Raw genomic sequence first — 15,583 nt, 5'->3', positions numbered from 1 at the left:
AATTAAAAAGAAAGAATGTGAGTTATTTGGAAAAATATATTTTATCTATTGATGAAGGAACGACAAGTACAAGAGCAATTATATTTAATCACAAAGGTCAGAAAGTTTCTGATGCACAACGCGAATTTCCACAATATTTTCCTCAACCTGGCTGGGTTGAGCACAATGCAAATGAGATATGGAACGCAGTATTATCGACAATCGCAAATACATTTATCGATTCCGGGATTAAACCTAAGCAAATAGCAGGAGTTGGGATTACCAACCAACGTGAAACAACTGTTATCTGGGATAAGAAAACGGGATTACCCATCTACAACGCAATTGTTTGGCAATCACGTCAAACGGCAGAAATTGCGGAACAATTAAAACAAGATGGCTATGATGAATTAATTCATGAAAAGACAGGATTACTGATAGATGCCTACTTCTCAGCAACTAAAATTCGTTGGATTTTAGATCATGTTGATGGCGCCCAAGAAAGAGCCGAAAAAGGCGAATTACTTTTTGGAACTATTGATACTTGGTTAACATGGAAATTATCAGGTGACGAAACACATGTAACTGATTATTCTAATGCTAGTCGGACAATGTTATTTAACATTCATGATTTGAAGTGGGATGAAGAAATTCTAAAAATTATGAATATTCCAGCAGTTATGTTACCAGAAGTTAAATCAAATTCTGAAGTTTACGGACATACGAAAGATTATCATTTTTATGGTAGTGAAGTGCCAATTTCAGGAATGGCTGGAGATCAACAAGCTGCTTTGTTTGGTCAAATGGCATTTGAACCAGGAATGGTTAAGAATACTTATGGAACAGGTTCATTTATTGTCATGAATACAGGGACAGAACCTAAATTATCTAAAAATAATTTATTAACGACAATTGGTTATGGGATTAATGGTAAAGTTTATTACGCTTTGGAAGGTAGTATCTTCGTTGCTGGTTCAGCAATTCAATGGTTAAGAGACGGGATGCGCTTGGTGGAACATGCACCAGACACAGAACAAGCAGCTAAAGAATCGACGAATGATAATGAAGTTTATGTTGTACCTGCCTTTACAGGATTGGGAGCACCTTATTGGGATCCTGATGCACGAGGTTCAGTCTTTGGAATTACTCGTGGAACAACACGTGAAGATTTCATTAAAGCAACGTTACAATCATTGGCTTACCAAACTAGAGATGTTGTGAAAACAATGGAACTAGATACGGGAATTAAAATTCCGTTACTAAAAGTTGATGGTGGTGCAGCTAAGAATGATTATCTGATGAATTTCCAAGCAGATATTTTAAATACACCTATCGAACGTGCTCATGACCTTGAGACAACTGCTTTAGGAGCAGCCTTCTTAGCTGGATTAGCCGTTGGTTATTGGAAAGACCTAGAAGAACTCAAAGCTGAGTATACTGAAGGGGATATTTTTAAACCAACAATGCCTGTGGAAGAAAGCGAAGATCTATACGCAGGTTGGCAACAAGCGGTTGAAGCAACTCGAGTATTTAAACATAAACCAATGAAGAAAAACAATAAATAAGGGGGATACAACTATGTCATTTTCAGCAACATCAAGAAAACAAGATATCGAACGATTAAAGAATGAAGAATTGGATTTATTAACAATTGGTGGTGGTATCACCGGTGCCGGCGTTGCTATTCAAGCAAGTGCTATGGGTTTAAATAACGGATTAATTGAAATGCAAGATTTCGCTGAAGGAACATCATCGCGTTCAACAAAATTAGTTCATGGTGGTATTCGTTACTTGAAGACATTCGACGTCGGAGTTGTTTCTGATACTGTTCAAGAACGTGCAGTGGTTCAACATATTGCACCACATATTCCACGTCCACAATCAATGTTATTGCCTATTTATGATGAACCCGGCGCAACTTTTGATATGTTCTCAGTAAAAGTTGCAATGAATTTATATGATCAATTGGCAGGTGTTGTTGATCCTCAATGGGTTAACTACACAATTTCTAAAGCAGAAGTTTTACAACGCGAACCACAATTAAAATCTGATAAATTAATGGGTGGCGGTGTCTACCTTGATTTTAAGAATAATGATTCACGTTTAGTTATTGAAAATATCAAAAAAGCACATGAAGATGGCGGCTTGATGGTTAGTCGTATCAAGGCTTTAGACTTATTGCATGCTGACGGTAAAATTACTGGTGTTCATGTATTAGATTTAATTAGTGGCGAAGAATTTGATATTCATGCTAAATATGTTATTAATACAACGGGTCCATGGTCTGATTTTATCCGTAAAATGGATACTGATGAAGATTTTGTACCACAAATGCGCCCAACAAAAGGTGTTCATTTAGTTGTTGATTCTAAAAAATTAAATGTACCACAACCAACATACTTTGATTCTGGAAAACAAGATGGTCGTATGATCTTCGTTGTGCCAAGAGAAGATAAAACATATTTTGGAACAACAGATACTGATTTCCATGGTGATTTTGAACATCCTCGTGTTGAACAAGAAGATGCTGATTACTTACTTGATATTATTAACGAACGTTTCCCAACAGCTAATGTCAAAATTAGTGATATTGAATCAAGTTGGGCTGGATTACGTCCATTGATTTCATCAAACGGAAGTTCAGATTACAATGGTGGAAACTCAGGTAAAATTAGTGAGAAGAGTTTCAATGATGTTATTAACGTTATTGAACGTTTTGAAAAAGATGAAGTAACTAAAACAGATGTTGAAGATGTCTTGAATGATTTGGAAAGTACACTTTCTGAAGATAAGACAAGTGCATCACAAGTTTCACGTGGAAGTTCATTGACTATTTCAAAAGATGGCTTATTAACATTAGCTGGTGGTAAAATTACAGATTACCGTAAGATGGCTGCCGGTGCCATGGCTGCAATTACAAAATTATTGAAAGATAATTATAGTCAAGAATTCAATGCGATTGATTCTAAAAACTTACCTGTTTCAGGTGGTGATATTGATCCTAACAACGTTGAAGCAACAATTAGTTTCTTCGCAAAACAAGGAATGGACAATGGGTTGACTGAAGAAGAAGCTACAGTATTTGCTAACTTATTTGGTTCAAATGCAGCACGTGTATTTAGTCAAATGACTCACGTTAAAGCAGCAGAAGGACTTTCTTTAGGTGAAACAGCTAGTCTTCACTATTCAATGGAAGAAGAAATGACGTTAACACCAACTGATTACTTAATGCGTCGTACTAACCATATTCTTTTCCATCGCGATACATTAGATGCTGTTAAAGTTGGCGTAATTAACGAAATGGCAAGTTACTATAGCTGGACTAAAGAAGAAAAAGCAAAACAAACTGCAGATTTAGATGCAACAATTGCAGAATCAGATATGAATTACTTAAAATAACCATCAAAAATAGGGGTGAGTGTGATGACAACAAGTCTTATGACGCAACTTTTGGGTGAATTTTTAGGCACAATGATTTTAGTATTATTAGGTAATGGGGTTGTTGCTGGTGTTTCGTTACGTAAGTCAAAAGCTGAAGGTGCTGGTTGGATTGCAATCACATTAGGTTGGGGAATTGCCGTAACCTTGGGTGTCTATGCGTCAGCCTTTATGGGACCAGGACATTTGAATCCAGCTGTAACTTTGGCAATGGCAATTGTTGGTAAGATTGCTTGGTCTTCTGTATTACCATATATGGTTGTCCAGGTTGCTGGTGGTATCGTTGGTGCTTTTCTGGTATGGGTTCAATACATGCCACATTGGAAAGAGACGAAAGATTCTGATGCAATATTTGGATCATTCGCAACTGCTCCTGCAATAAAAAGTAATCTATATAACTTTTTAAGTGAATTAATTGGGACATTTGTCTTAATCTTTAGTTTGCTAGCATTCACAAAAGGTAACTTTACAGATGGTTTAACACCAGTCGTTGTTGGTATCTTAATTGTTGGTATTGGTCTTTCACTTGGTGGGACAACTGGTTATGCAATTAATCCGGCCCGTGATTTAGGTCCTCGTATTGCACATGCTATTTTACCAATTGCGAACAAAGGTGGATCAGATTGGTCATATAGTTGGGTACCAATTTTCGGACCATTTGCTGGCGCAGTGATTGCCGCAGGGTTATTCTTAGCTGTAGCATAGGTTAAATGTCTGAAATAATTTATTATTAAGTTAAACCTCTATTATTGAATTTTAATTCAATAATAGAGGTTTTTTATAGTAAATTTTAAAGGGTATTTTTATTGTATATTGATAAATTATGCGATATAATAATTTTTCAATCGTATTTATACGAATAGATTAAGCATAATAAAGGATGTGTAACAGTGACTGTATCTTACTTAAGACTGGCAACGCCAGAAGACTTACCAGCAATTACAGGAATTATTGAGGAAGCAAAAGCTTACCTTAAAGAACAGGGAATTGACCAATGGCAAGGTGCTTACCCGGCGGCGAACCATTTAGAACAAGATATTAAAGATCAATTGACTTATGTCTTAATGGTTGGAGATGAAATCGCAGGAACTGCTGCACTTTGGCTAGGAATAGATCCTATGTATCTTAACATTGAAGATGGCGAATGGATTAATGGCCCACAAGCACGTTATTCGGCTATTCATCGAGTTGCTGTTTCTTCAAAATTTAGAGGTCAACGTTTATCAGAAAAAATGATTTCAGGCTTATTAACAATTGCGAGATCATTGGGTTACAAAGATGTTCGCGTTGATACACATCCTGAAAATAAAGGGATGCAACATGTCATTACCTCAAATGGATTTGATTATAAAGGTATCATTCATATGGAAGATGGCGTTAACTCAGCACGATATGCTTACCAAATTATTTTAAAATAAAACGTTTAAGACAGCGAATGATATCGCTGTCTTTTTTTGTGAAAAAAGTAACAATTTGAATTTTGATAAGGTATACTAGTATCAATATGAAGGAGGGATTTTTTTGATTTCAACAGCAACGACTTTAGCGGGTTCAAATTTTGATAATTGTATGATGAATGCATCGGGTGTTTATTGTATGGATAGCGACGAATTACTTGCCGTCGAAAGTTCTAAGGCGGCAACTTTTGTAACGAAGAGTGGCACGCTTCAACCACGTAAGGGTAATCCAGAACCTCGTTATTTTGAAACAGAATTCGGTAGTATTAATTCAATGGGCTTACCAAATAATGGCGTTGATTACTATTTAGATTTTGTCTCTCAAAATCAGATAAACCATCCTGGTAAAACATACTTTTTATCAATTACGGGTTTTAATCTAGCGGAAGATCTCGAGTTACTTCAAAAAGTAACAGATTCAGATTTTGCAGGAATTGTTGAATTAAATTTATCTTGTCCTAATGTACCAGGAAAGCCCCAAACGGGTTATGACTTTGAAACAGTTGATGCGATATTAAAAGCTGTTTTTAATAGTTATCACAAACCGTTAGGAGTTAAATTACCACCGTACTTTGATATTATTCATTTTGATCAAATGGCTGCTATTTTAAATAAATATCCATTGTCTTATGTCAATAGTATCAATAGTATTGGGAATGGACTATATATTAATGATGATACAGAAACGGTCGTTATTAAACCCAAGCAAGGTTTTGGTGGTATTGGCGGCGAATATGTTAAGCCGACTGCTTTAGCTAATGTACATGCGTTCTATCAACGATTAAATAAGAATATTCAAGTAATCGGAACTGGTGGCATTCAAACTGGTAAAGATGTTTTTGAACATATTCTATGTGGAGCAAGTATGGTGCAAGTTGGAACAGCGTTGATGGTTGAAGGACCCGCTGTTTTTGAACGACTAACAACTGAGCTAGAAGAAATTATGGCAGAAAAAGGGTACCAAAGTATTGAAGATTTTAGAGGAAAATTGAATTATTTATAGGGATGAGATAGGGAAAATTATACCAACTTTATACGAAGGTATATGGGCAAACAGCTGAAATTAGTCATGGACTAATGGACTATAGACGTAACGATATTTAGCTTTAAATGGAATGAGATAATTTACCTAATTAAATGGTGAATTATCTCATTTTTAATTAATAGAATAGTGTTAGTAGTAGTTAATATTTATAGATAAAAAAATATTAGTAGTTATGTGTGCAAACGCTTGCACAATGCTTTATTCAGTGCTATTATTTAGACAAGATAAGTTGGGTGCAACATAAAAGGGGAGTTTAATATGACAGATTACATTACAAGCGATTTAGAAAAAGATATTACCGTTATTAATGCTTTTGATTTAGAAAAAGATGCAGAAAAGATTATTCCAAAGGGTGGATTTGGTTATATCTCTAGTGGAGCTGGAGATTTGTATACTTTAGAAGAAAATATAAAGGCATTTAATCATAAACTAATTAGACCTAGAGTGTTACAAGAAATTGATCATCCCGATACAAAAACAACTATTTTCGGAGATGAAATCACATCGCCTATTATTATGGCACCAGTTGCTGCACATGCATTAGCTCATGTTAAAGGTGAAATTGATAGCGCTAAGGGTGTTTCAGATTATGGTTCAATCTACACAGCAAGTTCATTTGCAACGAAATCATTTAAAGAAATATCAAGTCAAGCTAATGGTCAACCACAATGGTTCCAATTCTATATGAGTAAAGACGATGGTATTAATCGTAATATTATGGATGAAGCAAAAGCTAATGGGGTTAAAGCAATTGTTTTAACTGCTGATGCAACTGTTGGTGGTAATCGTGAAACAGATAAACGTAATGGATTCACTTTCCCACTAGCAATGCCAATTGTTCAAGCTTATCAAAGTGGTGTTGGTCAAACAATGGATGCTGTTTATGGTTCAGCAAAGCAACGCTTAAGTCCAAAAGATGTTGAATTCTTAGCAGAATATTCAGGTTTACCTGTCTTTGTTAAAGGAATCCAAGGTGGAGAAGATGCAAGTGTTGCAATTAATTCAGGTGCTGGTGGCGTCTGGGTTTCAAATCATGGTGGTCGTCAAATTGATGGCGGAATCGCTGCATTTGATGCACTTCAAGAAGTAGCAGAAACTGTTGATAAGCGTGTGCCTGTTGTCTTTGATAGTGGTGTAAGACGTGGAGCTCATGTTTATAAAGCCTTAGCAAGTGGTGCAGACTTAGTTGCAATCGGTCGCCCAGTTGTTTATGGCTTGGCACTTGGTGGTCATAAAGGTGTTCAAAATGTCTTTAATTACTTCCAACATGAATTAGAATTAACAATGCAATTAACTGGAACGCATAATATTGATGAAGTTAAACGTACTAAATTAATCGATAATCCTTACGGAAATTAAAAAAATATAAAAGTTAGTTAGCACTTAAAAACTGTTAGATTGGTTGTTAAAACCTTTTTAACAGTTTTTTTATTTTTGAAAATAGTCAAAACACGAACTTTAAATGTTAATAAATCTACAAAAGTGCGTATTTTGTATTGATTTTTTATTTAATTCGCGTAATATACTGTACATAATATAAAAAATCACAACATAGGGAGATTATATTGCATGAATAATACAGAGGGAAAATCAGGTATTTTTGATCGGTTATTTCATATTAATGAGTCAGGTTCAACGGTTAAACGTGAATCAATGGCTGGATTAACAACTTTCGTATCTATGGCTTATATATTATTCGTTAATCCTCAAGTTTTGGGCGCTGCGGGTATGGACAAAGGAGCTGTGTTTACAGCAACAGCAATATCTGCCGCGTTCGGTTGTTTCTTGATGGCATTCTTAGCTAATTATCCTATCGCAATTGCTCCAGGATTAGGTGACAATGCATTCTTTACTTATTCAGTTGTTATTGGAATGGGTATTCCATGGCAAACGGCAATGGCCGGTGTTGTGGTTGCCTCAATTATCTTTATGCTTATTACGTTCTTTAAAATTCGTGAAATTGTGATAGATGCAATTCCACATGACTTAAAATTAGCAATGGCCGCAGGTATTGGGTTGTTTATCGCTTTTGTTGGATTACAAGAAGGTGGACTTATCATTGGAAACCAATCAACATTGGTCGCGATTGGTTCACTAACGGTGCCAACTACATGGCTGACAATTTTTGGACTCGTTGTGATTGTTATCTTAATGGCTAAAAAAATTCCTGGCTCAATCTTTATTGGAATGGTTGCGACAACTATTTTAGGGTTAGTTATGGGACTTATCAAATTACCAACACATATTATTTCTTCTGTTCCAAGTTTGGCACCAACATTTGGAGTAGGGGTTGAAAATTTACATAAAATTAACTCACTTCAACTTTGGTCTGTTGTTTTAATATTCTTGATGGTAGCCTTTTTCGATACGGCGGGAACTTTAATCGGGTTAGCTACTCAAGCAGGATTTATGAAAAATAATAAAATGCCACGAGTTGGTCGCGCGTTATTATCTGATTCTGCTTCAATGTTAGCCGGATCTGTTCTGGGAACAACACCAACTGCTGCTTATGTTGAATCATCAGCTGGAATTGCAGTTGGGGGAAGAACTGGACTGACATCATTAGTTGTCGGGTTTATGTTCGTTCTAAGTTTATTCTTTTCACCACTTCTGACAGTTGTGACATCACAAGTGACGGCGCCCGTTTTAATCGTTGTTGGTATTTTAATGGCACAATCATTAAAGGGTATTGATTGGGGTCGATTTGAAGTAGCAGTACCAGCATTTTTAATGGTTGTCGGAATGCCTTTAACTTACAACATCTCGTATGGTATTGCCTTTGGTTTCGTATTATACCCAATTACAATGATGGCAGCAGGTCGTAGAAAAGAAATCGGGCCTGTAATGTATATCTTGTTCTTTGTATTCCTATTCTTACTTTACGTATTAAATATTCTTCAATAACATATAAAATTGATGGGTGGATAACTAAATGACACAGACGTTAGCACAGTTAAAAGACTATATTTCTGCAGGTGCAGCAAAAATTCCTGCAGATTTAGTAATCGAAAATGGCAAGTTAGTTAATGTTATGACAAGTGAGATTTATCAAGCAAATGTAGCTATCTATAAAGAGAAAATTGTTGCGATAGGTAATATTGAAGCTTATATCGGCAATGATACGGAACATATAGATGCAACTGGAAAGTATATAACGCCAGGATTAATTGACGGACATATTCACGTTGAATGTAGCAAAATGAGTATGACAAGTTTTGCTAATGCTGTTGTACCTTTTGGAACAACGAGTATTATTTCTGGTTTAGATGAAACAATATCAGTTGCCGGACTAGAAGGTGTTCAAGAAGTTTTTAAAGAGGTAGAAAAATTACCGCTTAATTTATTTTGGGGTGCACCATATAAGACACCATATACAATTCCAAAATCAACAATTGCTTTTAACATCGATTCAGATGTTCAAGAAACAATTCAAAAATGGACAGAATGTTACGGTATCTGGGAAACGGTTAGAGAAGCTGTTGAAACACAAGATGAAGATACGTTAAAAACGTTGGTTCACGCACAAAATAATCACCAACCCATTTTCGGTTGTGCACCAATGGCAACCGGATTGAAATTGAATGAGTATTTAGCAAGTGGTGTTCGCTTAGATCATGAAAGTTATAGTCATGAGGAGCTTGTTGAAAAAGCACGGAATGGGATGAATATTTTAATCAGGGAATCATCCGTTACACATTTCTTGGCAGAAAATATTCGAGCAGTTACTGAAGTTAATCCAGCAATTGCACGACATGTTAGTTTCTGTACAGATGATGTAACTGCATCTGATATTTTACAAAAAGGACATCTTGATAACCTTGTTAAATTAGCTATTCAAGCAGGTGTAGAACCAATTACAGCAATTCAAATGGCAACAATAAATAGTGCTGAAGCTTATCGAATTGATGATCAAGTTGGGTCTGTATCGCCAGGAAGACTTGCTGACATATTGATTGTTGATCAGCCAAGTTCATTTAATGTAGAAATGGTTATTAGTCGGGGCAAAGTTGTTGCCAAAAATAAAAAAATAAGTGAAATGTTGATTGCACCAATCAGAAGTAATTTATTTAAAGGCCAGTTGAAGCATGAGTTAACCTCTGAAAAAGATTTTGAATATAAAGTTAATGAAAAAGTAGGAATGGCAACTGTCCAAACAATTAATAGTCAGGGTGCTTTTGTTCGAAAAAGAAAAGATGTTGAATTAACGATAGAAAATAATATCGTACAACCTAGTCCAGAAAAAGATGTCGCTTTAGTTTCTGTATTAGAACGATTTGGTAAAAATGGAAATCAGGCACTTGGATTTACATCTGGATGGGGCTTGAAAAAAGGGGCAATGGCATCATCTTCTGCACCTGATGATAATAATATTGTCGTTATGGGTGTCAATGCAAATGATATGTCGATTGCTACAAATGAATTAATTAAAGCAGGCGGTGGTCAAATTGTTGTTATTGATGGAAAAATTATTTCATTTTTAGCATTACCTGTGGGTGGTATCATGAGCGACTTATTACCAAGTGAAATTGAAACTGGCGAAATTGCGCTAAGAAAAGGGTCAAATTTAATGGGTAGTGATTTACCTGATCCAATATTTTATATGTCATTTTTACCAATTACGGCAATTCCAGATTTGGCAATTACTGATTTAGGCATGGTAGATTGTGTCGCTTTAGAAATAGTTGATCCAATTATTAAGATATCATCTCTTAAAGGATAAGGAGTTATGATGGAAAAAGAAAATTTAAAGAAGTTAATTGATGTTGCTGCTGGCCGAATTCCTGCTGATTTAGTCTTAACTAATGGCAAAATTATTGATGTTTATAATGCACAGGTAATGACTGGGGATGTCGCAATTGTTGATGGCCTTATTGCTGGAATCGGTGGCCAATATGATGGGGATAAGACGGTTGATGTTCATGGTCAATATATTTCACCAGGATTTATTGATCCACATATTCATATAGAATCTGCCTACGTTGGACCAGAAGAGTTTGGCCGTTTAATAACGCCGCATGGGACAACAACGGTCATGGCAGATCCACATGAAATTGTGAATGTAGCGGGCCTAGTTGGACTCGACTATATGATTAATGCAGCTAAAGAAACAGCCCTTAATATCCAATACATGCTGCCTTCATGCGTTCCAGCAACAAAAATGGAAAATTCTGGAGCGGTTATTTCGGCCAAAGACATGATTAAACCACTCACGAATAATGAGACAAGTGGCTTAGCTGAATTTATGGATTTCCCTGGTGTGATTAATGCTGAGAGTGATATTTTAGATAAATTACTGGTCGCAAAAAATTTAAATAAACGAATTGATGGGCATAGTCCTCAAGTTTATGACAAAGATTTAAATGCCTATATTGCCGCAGGAATTCAAAATGATCATGAATGCTCAACCCTTGAAGAAATGCAAAATCGATTAAGCCGTGGTATGTACGTCTTCCTACGTGAAGGATCTGTCACGCATAATTTAAGAACACTATTAAAAGGTGTCACAACCACTAATTCTAGAAGGGCCATTCTATGTGGAGATGATGTCCAAGCGAAAACAATTATTGAAAAGGGTCATTTAGATAATAGTTTGAAAATTTGTATCGAAGAAGGTATAGATCCTTTAGTTGCCATTCAAATGGCGACACTTAATACCGCTGAGTGTTGTGAGCTTAAAGATAGAGGTGCTATTGCACCTGGACTTAGAGCAGACTTAACAATTATTAGTGATTTAACGGATATGCTAATTTCAAGTGTCTATATTGCTGGTGAAAAAGTTGCTGAAGAGGGAAAATATTTACTAGAAACTAAAAGCTATACAATTGATAGTGTCCAATCGTCAGTCCATTTAGCTAACTTTAGTCAAGAAAAATTAGTTCTGCCTCTAACAAGTAATAGAGTTCATGCAATTGAAGTAATTCCTAACGAAGCAATTACAATAGATAGAGAAATTAATGTTAGTCGTGATGAACTAGGTAATTTTATCTACGATTCAAGTATTCCAGTTTCTAAAATTTCAGTTATTGAACGGCACCATGAAACGGGAAATATTTTCACGGGTGTCTTGAAAGATTACGGTATTAAACATGGGGCAATTGCTATTTCTATTGCACATGATTCACATAATTTAATTACAACAGGAACTAATGATCAAGATATGGCGTTGGCAATTGAGACTTTGAAAGATATTCAAGGTGGGATGGTCCTGACAAAAGATAACAAAGTTTTAATATCAATTCCATTGCCAATTGGCGGATTGATGAGTGACCAATCTGGAGAATGGATATCAGAACAGCTTGAACTATTTAATAAAGTTGCTTATAGAGAGCTCGGCATTAATGATACGGTGGATCCTGTGATGACATTAAGCTTTATGTCGTTAGCGGTGATACCGGAATTGAAAATAACTGATATGGGTTTAATTAATATCAATGAATTTAAATTTGAAGATGTTAGTGTGTAAGTCTGTTAAATCAATGATGAACGGTTGCCTTTATATTAAAATTATTGATAATTAGTTTTATTTAAAAAATGAAAGTTTTATCTGATGATTAAATGTGCTAAAATGTACCTGTATTAAAAAATGCAATACAGACGTATTGTAATTTATCTAGGAGGACTTCAAATGTCATTAGTAAATGGTACAAGTATGTTTAACGCTGCTCGTGAAGGTCATTACGCTGTTGGTGCTTTTAACACAAACAACTTAGAATGGACTCGCGGTATTCTTGCTGCAGCCCAAGAAAAAGGTGTTCCAGTTTTAATCCAAACATCAATGGGTGCTGCAAAATATATGGGTGGATATGAATTAGCTTTACACCTTGTTCAAGACACTATTAAATCAATGGGTATCACTGTTCCCGTTGTTATGCATTTAGATCATGGTGATTTTGAAGCTGCTAAAGAATGTATCGAAGTTGGTTACAACTCAGTTATGTTTGATGGTCATGATTTACCATTTGCAGAAAACTTAGAAAAAACAAAAGAAATCGTTGCTTTAGCACATGCTAAAGGTATCTCAGTTGAAGCAGAAGTTGGTTCAATTGGTGGAGAAGAAGATGGAATTGTCGGAGCTGGTGAATTAGCTGACGTTAACGAAGCTAAAGAACTTGCTGCAACAGGAATCGACTACTTAGCTTGTGGAATTGGTAATATTCATGGCCAATACCCAGCTAACTGGACTGGTTTAAACTTCGATCGCTTAGCTGAATTAGCTGCTGTAATCGAACAACCACTTGTATTACATGGTGGTTCAGGTATTCCTAAAGACCAAATCCAAAAAGCTATTAAAATGGGTGTTTCAAAAATCAACGTTAATACTGAATGTCAATTAGTATTCGCTGCTGCTACTCGTAAATATATTGAAGAAGGTAAAGACCAACAAGGTAAAGGTTATGACCCTCGTAAATTATTTGCACCAGGTACAAAAGCAATCACTGATCTTGTTGAAGATCGTATTGAATGGTTCGGTACAAGCGCAGCTAAATAATTTATTATTTAGTTCTTTCAAAAAGAGTTTTCAAAATCGTTATGATTTTGGAAACTCTTTTTTTGTGTCTTGAGAATTGAATGGTCATGGAATTATTAATAAAAGCTAGTTTAATTGGTTATTTGTAAACGTTTGCAATATAATGGAGAAGTACCTAAAACAGACAGAAAAGGGGATACTATGAAAAAAATAATTAATGATCCAAAAAATATTGTAAGTGAAATGGTTAATGGGTTAGTTAAGGCTTATCCACAATACCTACGTAAAATTGATAGTACGGAAGCTATGGTTAGAAGTGATGTGGCATCGATGGAAGATAAAGTTGGACTCATTAGTGGTGGTGGAAGTGGACATGAACCTGCCCATGCTGGTTTTGTAGGTCCCGGTATGTTGTCAGGTGCAGTTGCTGGACAAGTTTTTACTTCACCCACGCCAGACCAAATTTATGAAGCAATCAAAGCTGCTAATCACGGTAAAGGTGTTTTCTGTATTGTGAAAAATTACTCCGGCGATGTCATGAATTTTGATATGGCCAAAGAATTTGCTGAAATAGATGAAATTAAAGTGAAATCAATTGTTGTAGATGATGATATTGCAGTTGAAGATAGTCTATATACACAAGGAAAACGTGGTGTTGCGGGAACAGTGTTCATGCATAAAATATTGGGTGCTGCTGCAGATCAAGGAGCTACATTAGATGAAATAGATGAACTTGCTAAAAAAGTGATGCCAAATATTAAAACAATTGCGATTGCATTGAGTGGTGCGACCGTCCCAGAAGTTGGTAAACCAGGATTTGAACTTGCAGATGATGAAGTTGAATATGGCGTAGGAATTCATGGTGAACCCGGATATCGTCGTGAAAAATTAAAACCTTCTAAGGAATTGGTTGAAGAGTTACTAAGTAAACTAAAAGTTGCATTTGATATGAAATCTGATGATAAATATGCCGTTTTAGTTAACGGATTAGGAGCAACACCGTTAATGGAACAATATATTTTTATGAACGATACGCTTGATCAATTAAATAATAAAAAAGTCGATGTCGCATTTACAAAGGTCGGTAATTATATGACATCATTAGATATGGCTGGAATTTCTTTGACATTATTTAAAATTGAAGATGATAAATGGCTTTCTTATTTAAATTATACGGTAGATACAATCGCTTGGTAAGAGGAGATAATAAAATGCTAACAATTGAAAATACAACAGAATGGTTCCAGATTTTTTCAGAGAAAATAAGTGAAAATAAAGCTTATTTGAGTGAGCTAGATACACCAATTGGTGATGGAGACCACGGAAATAATATGGCTCGTGGTGCCGAAACAATTCAAGATTTATTAAAAAATCAAAAATTTGAATCCTTATCAGACTTATTTAAAAGTGTCGCAATGGCCTTTATTAAATCTGTTGGTGGTGCTTCTGGGCCACTTTATGGAACGGCTTTTATTGAAATGTCTAAATTAAGTAAAGAAACAAATGATCCAGCTAAATTAATAGCTGCGGGACTAGATGGTATTAAAAGACGCGGTGATTCAGATGTTGGAGCTAAAACCATGATTGATGTTTGGAATCCAGTTTTAGGGGATATTAAAATGAAGCAAATAACAGTTGAAAAAATACAAGCAGATGTTGAAGCAACCAAAGAGCTTGTTGCAACAAAGGGACGTGCATCATATCTCGGAGAACGTTCTGTCGGTCATGTTGATCCAGGAGCTATGTCGAGTGGCTATTTATTTGAGGCATTACTGGAAACGGGGGTGCTAGTATGACATATGGGGTTGTAATTGTATCGCATGTTCCTGAAATTGCAGAAGGTATCAAGCGACTATTAGATCAAGTTGCAGCAAGTGTCTCAATCACAACAGCTGGTGGGACTGATGATAACGGAGTTGGTACATCATTTGATAAAATCCAAGCAGCTTTTGACGAAAATAGTGCCGATGAGTTGTTAGCTTTTTATGATTTAGGAAGTGCTAAGATGAATTTAAATATGGTCATGGAATTCACAGATAAAAAAGTTCATCTGTACGATACAGCTTTAATCGAAAGTGCTTATACTGCTGCATCTCTTTTAGAGGCTGATGTTAAATTAGCTGATATTGAGGTTCAACTTGAAGCGTTAAAAATTAAATAGCGTAAAAAAATAACGTTAATCTTAATGATTAACGT

13 protein-coding genes are annotated in these 15,583 nt (G+C 35.6%); all 13 read left to right on the top strand.

Going from position 1 to position 15,583, the window contains the following annotated elements; genetic code table 11:
* The first annotated feature begins 26 nt into the window (after window positions 1–26).
* The 13 genes from glpK (at window position 27) to dhaM (ending at window position 15,548) form a co-directional block, all read left to right on the top strand.
* Complete coding sequence (gene glpK, locus AC1RPH_RS00980; RefSeq protein WP_481761004.1) at window positions 27–1,544, top strand: glycerol kinase GlpK; 1,518 nt, start codon at window positions 27–29, stop codon at window positions 1,542–1,544.
* A gap of 13 nt (window positions 1,545–1,557) precedes the next feature.
* On the top strand, window positions 1,558–3,378 hold the full coding sequence (gene glpO, locus AC1RPH_RS00975) for a type 1 glycerol-3-phosphate oxidase (RefSeq protein WP_481761003.1): 1,821 nt from the start codon (window positions 1,558–1,560) through the stop codon (window positions 3,376–3,378).
* A 24-nt stretch (window positions 3,379–3,402) separates the two neighbouring features.
* Window positions 3,403–4,122 carry an MIP/aquaporin family protein gene (locus AC1RPH_RS00970; RefSeq protein WP_409022824.1) on the top strand — a complete coding sequence of 240 codons (720 nt, stop codon included), beginning with the start codon at window positions 3,403–3,405 and terminating at the stop codon, window positions 4,120–4,122.
* Between the two features lie 185 nt (window positions 4,123–4,307).
* Window positions 4,308–4,835 carry a GNAT family N-acetyltransferase gene (locus AC1RPH_RS00965; protein ID WP_409021765.1) on the top strand — a complete coding sequence of 176 codons (528 nt, stop codon included), beginning with the start codon at window positions 4,308–4,310 and terminating at the stop codon, window positions 4,833–4,835.
* Between the two features lie 103 nt (window positions 4,836–4,938).
* The gene (locus tag AC1RPH_RS00960; protein WP_481761002.1) at window positions 4,939–5,877 is read left to right on the top strand and encodes a dihydroorotate oxidase; all 939 of its coding nucleotides are present in this window, start codon (window positions 4,939–4,941) and stop codon (window positions 5,875–5,877) included.
* A gap of 300 nt (window positions 5,878–6,177) precedes the next feature.
* Window positions 6,178–7,278, top strand: a complete 1,101-nt coding sequence (locus AC1RPH_RS00955) for a lactate oxidase (protein WP_481761001.1) — start codon at window positions 6,178–6,180, stop codon at window positions 7,276–7,278.
* Between the two features lie 210 nt (window positions 7,279–7,488).
* A complete protein-coding gene (locus AC1RPH_RS00950; protein ID WP_481761000.1) occupies window positions 7,489–8,823 on the top strand; it encodes an NCS2 family permease in 1,335 nt (444 codons plus the stop codon).
* Window positions 8,824–8,851: 28 nt separating this feature from the next.
* Window positions 8,852–10,639, top strand: coding sequence for an adenine deaminase C-terminal domain-containing protein (locus AC1RPH_RS00945; RefSeq protein ID WP_481760999.1), 1,788 nt, complete (start codon window positions 8,852–8,854; stop codon window positions 10,637–10,639).
* A gap of 9 nt (window positions 10,640–10,648) precedes the next feature.
* Window positions 10,649–12,382, top strand: coding sequence for an adenine deaminase (gene ade / locus AC1RPH_RS00940; protein ID WP_481761144.1), 1,734 nt, complete (start codon window positions 10,649–10,651; stop codon window positions 12,380–12,382).
* 162 nt (window positions 12,383–12,544) lie between these two features.
* Entirely contained in the window at window positions 12,545–13,408 is an 864-nt protein-coding gene (gene fba / locus AC1RPH_RS00935; protein WP_481760998.1) for a class II fructose-1,6-bisphosphate aldolase, read from the top strand.
* 180 nt (window positions 13,409–13,588) lie between these two features.
* Window positions 13,589–14,584 (top strand): dihydroxyacetone kinase subunit DhaK, encoded by a 996-nt coding sequence (gene dhaK / locus AC1RPH_RS00930; protein ID WP_481760997.1) that lies wholly within the window; start codon window positions 13,589–13,591, stop codon window positions 14,582–14,584.
* Between the two features lie 14 nt (window positions 14,585–14,598).
* On the top strand, window positions 14,599–15,183 hold the full coding sequence (dhaL, locus tag AC1RPH_RS00925; RefSeq protein ID WP_481760996.1) for a dihydroxyacetone kinase subunit DhaL: 585 nt from the start codon (window positions 14,599–14,601) through the stop codon (window positions 15,181–15,183).
* A complete protein-coding gene (dhaM, locus tag AC1RPH_RS00920; RefSeq protein ID WP_481760995.1) occupies window positions 15,180–15,548 on the top strand; it encodes a dihydroxyacetone kinase phosphoryl donor subunit DhaM in 369 nt (122 codons plus the stop codon). Before dhaL ends, dhaM begins: the two co-directional genes overlap by 4 nt.
* The last annotated feature ends 35 nt before the right edge of the window (window positions 15,549–15,583 follow it).

The sequence above is a fragment of the Dellaglioa sp. CoH-57-MRSF-16 genome, from assembly GCF_056782055.1.
This window is presented reverse-complemented; position numbering and strand designations above follow the sequence as displayed.

What these genes read in the sequence shown, in the direction of transcription:
- fba (WP_481760998.1), top strand. Translation starts at nt 12,545, where the DNA reads ATGTCATTAGTAAATGGTACAAGTATGTTTAACGCTGCTCGTGAAGGT.
- dhaL (WP_481760996.1), top strand. Translation starts at nt 14,599, where the DNA reads ATGCTAACAATTGAAAATACAACAGAATGGTTCCAGATTTTTTCAGAG.
- dhaM (WP_481760995.1), top strand. Translation starts at nt 15,180, where the DNA reads ATGACATATGGGGTTGTAATTGTATCGCATGTTCCTGAAATTGCAGAA.
- dhaK (WP_481760997.1), top strand. Translation starts at nt 13,589, where the DNA reads ATGAAAAAAATAATTAATGATCCAAAAAATATTGTAAGTGAAATGGTT.
- AC1RPH_RS00955 (WP_481761001.1), top strand. Translation starts at nt 6,178, where the DNA reads ATGACAGATTACATTACAAGCGATTTAGAAAAAGATATTACCGTTATT.
- AC1RPH_RS00945 (WP_481760999.1), top strand. Translation starts at nt 8,852, where the DNA reads ATGACACAGACGTTAGCACAGTTAAAAGACTATATTTCTGCAGGTGCA.
- AC1RPH_RS00970 (WP_409022824.1), top strand. Translation starts at nt 3,403, where the DNA reads ATGACAACAAGTCTTATGACGCAACTTTTGGGTGAATTTTTAGGCACA.
- AC1RPH_RS00950 (WP_481761000.1), top strand. Translation starts at nt 7,489, where the DNA reads ATGAATAATACAGAGGGAAAATCAGGTATTTTTGATCGGTTATTTCAT.
- ade (WP_481761144.1), top strand. Translation starts at nt 10,649, where the DNA reads ATGGAAAAAGAAAATTTAAAGAAGTTAATTGATGTTGCTGCTGGCCGA.
- glpO (WP_481761003.1), top strand. Translation starts at nt 1,558, where the DNA reads ATGTCATTTTCAGCAACATCAAGAAAACAAGATATCGAACGATTAAAG.